The organism is Candidatus Gorgyraea atricola (assembly GCA_030765235.1).
Classification (GTDB): domain Bacteria; phylum Omnitrophota; class Gorgyraeia; order Gorgyraeales; family Gorgyraeaceae; genus Gorgyraea; species Gorgyraea atricola.
The window spans coordinates 147,045-153,175 of sequence record JAVCCW010000018.1 but is presented as its reverse complement, the minus strand read 5'-3'; the positions used below and the strand labels follow the sequence as shown (position 1 = coordinate 153,175).

General features: G+C 44.3%; 14 protein-coding genes. All 14 read left to right on the top strand.

What is annotated here, in order from left to right; genetic code table 11:
* Positions 1-136 (top strand): elongation factor Tu (tuf, locus tag P9L93_04085; GenBank protein ID MDP8230265.1); only part of this gene is annotated, 136 nt, incomplete at its 5' end.
* Between the two features lie 94 nt (positions 137-230).
* Positions 231-551, top strand: coding sequence for a 30S ribosomal protein S10 (gene rpsJ, locus P9L93_04080; GenBank protein MDP8230264.1), 321 nt, complete (start codon positions 231-233; stop codon positions 549-551).
* Between the two features lie 117 nt (positions 552-668).
* The gene (rplC, locus tag P9L93_04075) at positions 669-1,361 is read left to right on the top strand and encodes a 50S ribosomal protein L3 (GenBank protein MDP8230263.1); all 693 of its coding nucleotides are present in this window, start codon (positions 669-671) and stop codon (positions 1,359-1,361) included.
* Positions 1,324-2,007 (top strand): 50S ribosomal protein L4, encoded by a 684-nt coding sequence (rplD, locus tag P9L93_04070; protein MDP8230262.1) that lies wholly within the window; start codon positions 1,324-1,326, stop codon positions 2,005-2,007. The genes rplC and rplD overlap by 38 nt, the downstream gene beginning before the upstream one ends.
* Positions 2,004-2,288: a 50S ribosomal protein L23 gene (rplW, locus tag P9L93_04065; protein MDP8230261.1), complete on the top strand. Its 285-nt coding sequence runs from the start codon at positions 2,004-2,006 to the stop codon at positions 2,286-2,288. The genes rplD and rplW overlap by 4 nt, the downstream gene beginning before the upstream one ends.
* An 8-nt stretch (positions 2,289-2,296) precedes the next feature.
* Positions 2,297-3,139: a 50S ribosomal protein L2 gene (gene rplB / locus P9L93_04060; GenBank protein MDP8230260.1), complete on the top strand. Its 843-nt coding sequence runs from the start codon at positions 2,297-2,299 to the stop codon at positions 3,137-3,139.
* A gap of 7 nt (positions 3,140-3,146) precedes the next feature.
* Positions 3,147-3,431 carry a 30S ribosomal protein S19 gene (rpsS, locus tag P9L93_04055; GenBank protein ID MDP8230259.1) on the top strand — a complete coding sequence of 95 codons (285 nt, stop codon included), beginning with the start codon at positions 3,147-3,149 and terminating at the stop codon, positions 3,429-3,431.
* Positions 3,432-3,441: 10 nt separating this feature from the next.
* On the top strand, positions 3,442-3,897 hold the full coding sequence (rplV, locus tag P9L93_04050) for a 50S ribosomal protein L22 (protein MDP8230258.1): 456 nt from the start codon (positions 3,442-3,444) through the stop codon (positions 3,895-3,897).
* A gap of 2 nt (positions 3,898-3,899) precedes the next feature.
* A complete protein-coding gene (gene rpsC / locus P9L93_04045) occupies positions 3,900-4,559 on the top strand; it encodes a 30S ribosomal protein S3 (protein MDP8230257.1) in 660 nt (219 codons plus the stop codon).
* Positions 4,560-4,561: 2 nt separating this feature from the next.
* Positions 4,562-4,981, top strand: a complete 420-nt coding sequence (rplP, locus tag P9L93_04040; GenBank protein MDP8230256.1) for a 50S ribosomal protein L16 — start codon at positions 4,562-4,564, stop codon at positions 4,979-4,981.
* A gap of 4 nt (positions 4,982-4,985) precedes the next feature.
* The gene (rpmC, locus tag P9L93_04035; GenBank protein MDP8230255.1) at positions 4,986-5,180 is read left to right on the top strand and encodes a 50S ribosomal protein L29; all 195 of its coding nucleotides are present in this window, start codon (positions 4,986-4,988) and stop codon (positions 5,178-5,180) included.
* 2 nt (positions 5,181-5,182) lie between these two features.
* Positions 5,183-5,437, top strand: a complete 255-nt coding sequence (gene rpsQ, locus P9L93_04030; protein ID MDP8230254.1) for a 30S ribosomal protein S17 — start codon at positions 5,183-5,185, stop codon at positions 5,435-5,437.
* A 6-nt stretch (positions 5,438-5,443) separates the two neighbouring features.
* A complete protein-coding gene (gene rplN, locus P9L93_04025; protein MDP8230253.1) occupies positions 5,444-5,812 on the top strand; it encodes a 50S ribosomal protein L14 in 369 nt (122 codons plus the stop codon).
* Positions 5,813-5,817: 5 nt separating this feature from the next.
* Positions 5,818-6,129: a 50S ribosomal protein L24 gene (gene rplX, locus P9L93_04020; protein ID MDP8230252.1), complete on the top strand. Its 312-nt coding sequence runs from the start codon at positions 5,818-5,820 to the stop codon at positions 6,127-6,129.
* The last annotated feature ends 2 nt before the right edge of the window (positions 6,130-6,131 follow it).

Below are 6,131 nucleotides of genomic sequence, written 5' to 3'. Positions count from 1 at the left end.
GGTAATGCCAGGCGATAACGTAGAAATGGAAATCGAACTCATAACCCCTATCGCACTTGAAAAAGAGCTTCGCTTCGCTATCCGCGAAGGAGGCCACACAGTAGGTGCTGGGGTTGTAGCAGATATAACAGCATGATTCAAGGCTGCTGCTTTGGCAAGGCTGGACCTCGGCTTTTAAAAAAGCCGAGGTCCAGCCTTGCCAAAGCAGCAGCCTTGGCGAGGAAGAGAAAATGACACAGCCACAAGTTCAGGCTCAAAAAATTCGCATAAGATTGCAGGGATATGATTACAAGCTCCTGGATCAGTCAGCTGCAGAGATAGTTGACACTGCAAAGCGTACAGGCGCAAAGGTCTCAGGACCAGTGCCTTTGCCTACAAAGAGAGAGATCTTTACTGTTTTAAGAGGTCCTCATGTAGATAAAAAATCCAGGGAACAGTTTCAAATGAAGACACACAAGAGGCTTGTAGACATCATCAGTCCTACTGCGAAGACAATAGACGCTCTTAGAAAACTAGATCTACCGGCAGGCGTTTTCGTCGAGATCAAGTAATGCTCGGTACACGTTGTACGGTTGCGTAGATCGAAACGTTGATCGTCAACCGTAATAAAACGCAACCGATCAACGTATAACATTTCGATATACGCAACCGAATAGCGAAAGACAAGAATGAAACTAGGTTTATTAGGTAAAAAATTAGGGATGACGCAGGTTTTTACAGAAGATGGGGTATTTGTACCTGTTACTGTGATAGAGGCAGGTCCTTGCACGGTTTTAAATGTGCTTGAAAATAAGGTCTTGCTTGGGTTTGGCAAGAAAAAGGCAAAGAATACTTCTCGTTCAGAAAAGGGTCTATATAAAAAGGCAAATGCAGAACCAAATGCCTTTGTCAAGGAGCTGCCTTTTGATGCTGGCGAAGGTGTCAGCGTTGGTAAGAAAGTCACGGTGGATATATTTAAGGAAAAGGATTTTGTTGATATAGCAGGCACTTCTATAGGTAAGGGGTTTCAAGGTGGTGTAAAGCGATGGGGTTGGGCTGGCGGTCCAAAGAGCCATGGTGGAATGCATCATCGAAGAGTAGGTTCTATAGGAGGCAGCTCTTATCCTTCCAGGGTATGGAAGGGTTTACATCTTCCTGGCCGTATGGGCAACAAGAGAAGGACAGTTCAGAATCTTGAGATCATTAAGGTATATAAGGAAAAGAATATATTATTGGTCAAGGGCGCAGTGCCGGGCTCGAAGAATGGGTACCTGGAGATACGCGCGGCGAAAAAGAGGCTTTTGGTCAGGGACAAGCAACAAGTGACAAGCGACAAGGGAAAAGATGGTACAGGCAAAGAAAAAGACAAGAAAAAAGGCTGAAAATAAAACCGACATACCAGTCGTAGACGTGTATAGTCTTTCTGGCAAGAAGCTGGATAAATTTAAGCTGAATCCAGAGATATTTAACGCCGAGGTACGTAAAGGTCTTTTGCATCAGAGCATCCGCATGTACCAGGCCAATAAAAGGCAGGGCACAGCTTCGACAAAGACTCGGGCGAATGTCAGAGGCGGCGGAAAAAAGCCATGGAGGCAAAAAGGCACTGGCAGGGCAAGGGTCGGCTCCATAAGATCTCCTCTGTGGAGAGGTGGAGGCGTTGTTTTCGGACCAGTACCAAGAGACTTTAGTTACAGCATACCAAAGAGGATGAAGAGGCTGGCTATCATCTCAAGTCTGAGCGCAAAGACAAAAGACAAAGAGATAGTGGTTCTGGAAAAAGAGCTTGAATTAAAACAGCCCAAGACAAAAGACATAGCAAAGATATTGGCGGCATTAAAGATCTCCGATAAGAAAAACCTTTTTGTGTATTCAAAGAGATGCGAGAATCTGATACGCTCATGCAGAAATATAAAGAAGCTGACATTGAGGCTGTGTGATGATTTTAATACGCATGATATACTTTCCAACACAAAGGTCTTATTTTCAAAGGAAACGCACGATAGCATAGTAAAGAGACTAAAGAAATGAAGACACCATACGATATCTTAAAAAATATATTGCGTACGGAAAAAGGCAGCCAGATGCTTGAAGGGAATAAGTATCTCTTTCGCGTTGCGCCTTGCGCAAACAAGATAGAGATAAAACAGGCAGTGGAATTTGTCTACAATGTAAAGGTGTTAAAAGTGAATACTGTAAAGATGCGGGGTAAATGGAAGAGGCTCAGGTACCAGGTCGGTAAAACCCCGGATTGGAAAAAGGCCATTGTGACGCTTAAAACAGGCGATCGTATCGAGATGGCAACTACTTAAAGGCAGATATGGGAATTAAACAATATAAGCCAACAACGCCCTCACTAAGATGGACAGCTCTTTCTGATTTCAAGGAGATCACGACTGACAAGCCTGAGAAGTCTCTTACAGAGCCTAAGAAAAGAACAGGAGGCCGCAATTCGCATGGACGTATTACATCCAGATGGATAGGCGGCGGCCACAAACAAAGATATCGAATTATAGATTTCAAAAGGGATAAAGTAGACATGCCTGCAAAGGTAATATCTATCGAGTATGATCCGAATCGCTCGTCAAGGATCGCCCTGGTGGAATACGATGATAAAGAAAGAAGATATATAATATGGCCTGCTGGCTTGTCTGTGGGCGATGCAGTGATATCCAGCAAGAATGAGATCGAGATAAAACCTGGGAACTCAATGCCTTTAAGGAATGTACCGCCAGGTACACCTATGCATAATCTTGAATTGACAAAGGGTAGGGGCGCAAAGATCGTTAGAAGCGCAGGAGGCTATGCTCAGATATTGGCAAAGGAAGAGCCATACGCGCATGTAAAGCTTCCTTCAGGTGAGGTAAGGCTGATCCATTTGGATTGCATGACGACTATAGGTCAGATCGGCAATATTGAACACGATGCAATTTCTATTGGTAAGGCAGGCAGGTCGCGATGGCTTGGACGTAAACCCAGCGTAAGGGGCGTTGTCATGAACCCTGTTGATCATCCTATGGGCGGTGGAGAAGGTAAATCTTCTGGTGGAAGACATCCGACATCACCATGGGGACAGAAGTCAAAAGGCTTGCAGACAAGAAAGACAAAGCTGTCAGATAAATATATCGTTAAACGAAGAAAGAGCAAGATAGCCACAGGGTGAGGTTAAAATGGGAAGATCACTAAAAAAAGGTCCTTTTATAGACGAGAAGTTGTTGAAACGCCTTCAGAAAATGAAGGATACGAGAGACAGGTCGCCTCTAAAGACATGGTCTCGCAGGTCCACAATAGCTCCTGAATTTGTGGGGATGACTATTTCTATCTACAATGGCAGAAAGTTTATACCTGTTTTCATAACAGAGAATATGGTTGGTCATAAGCTCGGGGAGTTTTCGCCAACAAGGATATTTAAAAAGCACAGCGCTCACACAGAACAGTCACAGGCAAAGACTTAAAGGTAGGATCATGGTAACTAGAGTCATAGCGCGATATTTAAGGGTTTCGCCAAGAAAAGCGAGCAATGTCACAAATCTTATAAAAGGTATGGGCGTTGTAAAGGCGTCATTGCTTTTGGATGTGATTGAGAAGAGACCCACTATTTACATAAAGAGGCTCTTGAACTCAGCTATTGATAGCGCGGATAAAAAGGCGCATCTATTGCCAGCAGATCTTTATATTTCTTTAATAAAGGCAGACAAGGGGCCGATGCTAAAGAGGTTCAGGGCTGCTTCAATGGGCAGGGCAACTATGATCAAACATAGGACAGCGCATATTACGCTGGAGTTGAGCAAGATTGTGAGGCCGGAGGCGAAGACGGAGAAAGCTGCGGCGAAAAAAGGGACAAGTGACAAGGGACAAGTGACAAGGAAGGCCAAAGCACCAGTTAAAAAACAAAAGGCTACTACAAGCAAAAGGAGATAATTTTGGGGCAGAAAGTACATCCGTATAGTTTTAGATTAGGTTATATAAGAGATTGGACCTCGAGATGGTTTGCCAATAAAAAGGATTTTGGCGGTTTACTTATAGAGGATTCCAAGATAAGAAAGCACATAAAAAAGAATTTGATGCAGGCTGCTATTGCAAAGATAGAAATAGAGAGAGCATCTAATAGGATCCGCATAATCATACACAGCGGCAGACCTGGCGTAATAATAGGCAGAAAAGGTTCAGAGATAGATAGATTAAGAGACGAGCTTAGGGGCGTTGTCAATAAAGAGCTTCAGATAGACATAAAAGAGATAAAGCGGGTGGCGCTGTCAGCGCAGCTTGTTGCAGAAAACATTGCATTCCAGCTCGAGAAGAGAATAGCGTTTAGAAGGGCAATGAAAAGAGCAGTGCAGCAGGCGACTCAAGCAGGCGCAGGCGGCATAAAGATACGATGTCGCGGCAGGCTGGATGGTGCTGAGATAGCAAGAAAAGAGTCATATAAAGTGGGCAAGGTGCCTTTGCAGACCATAAAGGCTGATGTGGATTATGGATTTACAGAAGCACATACACAGGCTGGTCTTATAGGCATCAAGGTCTGGATATATAAAGGCGATATTATTGTCGGTAAAAAAGAAAAGAAACCGGTAGAGGCTTAGTCATGGTATTAATGCCAAAGAGGGTCAAATATAGAAAGTACCAGAGAGGCAGAAGAAAGGGTGTTGCTACTCGCGGTGCAACGCTTGCGTTTGGCGATTGCGGATTGCAGGTCCTGGAGAATGACTGGCTTACCAATATACAGATAGAGGCTTGCAGGGTTACAGTCATGAGGTCATTGCAGGGCGCTGGAAAGATGTGGATACGGGCATTTCCTGACAAATCTGTCAGCAAAAAGCCTGCAGAGACAAGGATGGGAAAAGGAAAAGGCGCACCTTTGTACTGGGTTGCTACTGTGAAGAGAGGCAAGATAATCTTTGAGCTCGGAGGAGTCAGCGAAGACCTTGCTAAAAATGCAATGAGATACGCATCCTCAAAACTGCCTTTTAAGACGAGGTTTGTGACAAGAAAGACAAGCGGTTAAAGACATGTTAAAGACAGAAGAACTTAGAAATTTATCAAAACAGGAATTGAACGAGAAAATGGTGGCATTGAAAAAGGCTCTTTTTGAAATGCTGTCGCAGCGCTCAACAGGACGCGTGGAGAAACCGAGTAAGATCAAGGATGCGCGGCGTGATGTTGCCAGGATCTTAACAGTATTGAACGAGAAGCAGAAGGGGTAATCATGGAAGCGAGAGCAAATCGTAAGGAAAGGGTAGGGGTTGTGATAGGCGATAAGATGGACAAGGGTATTATTGTCCGCTTGGATCGCACGACCATACACCCTATATATAGGCGTATCATCAAGAAATCCGGCAAGATCATGGCGCACGATGAGAAGAATGAGGCTAAGACCGGAGACAAAGTAAAGATCCAGGAGACAAAGCCAGTTTCAAAGAGCAAAAGGTGGCGTCTCGTAGAGGTCGTAAAAAAGGTATAAAAGTTTATGATTAGGATGCAGACGATTTTAGATGTAGCGGATAATACAGGGGCGAAACGCGCTTCGTGTATTGGTGTTATCGGCAGACATGGTAAGGCTACTGCTGAGGTAGGAGATATTATAACTGCCAACGTAAAAGAGGCAAATCCTGATGGCGTGGTCAAGGAAGGTGAAGTCGTTAAGGCAGTTATAGTCAGAAGTGTCAATTCTATCAGGCGGCCAGACGGCTCTTACCTGAGATTTGACACAAATGCTATTGTGATCATAGATCTTCAGATGAATCCTCGCGGCACAAGAATATTTGGACCTGTTGCAAGAGAACTGCGAGATAAGAATTTTATGAAGATAGTATCGCTGGCACCTGAGGTAATATAGAAGACATGTCAAAGATAAAGAAGAACGATACAGCAAAGATCATAACAGGCAAGGACAGCGGAAAGACCGGTAAAGTGCTGGCAGTTTTTCCTGATAAAGGCAGGGCGCTTGTTCAGGGTCTTAATCTGGTAAAGAAGCATGCACGCAGGACCAAAGAAGATCAGCAGGGCGGCATCATACAGAAAGAGAGCACGATAGCTATTTCTAATCTGATGGTGGTTTGCCAAAAGTGTAATAAGCCGACGCGCATTGGCTTCAGCATACTTTCCGACGGCACAAAGGTCAGGATCTGCAAAAAATGTAAGGAACTGATATAACA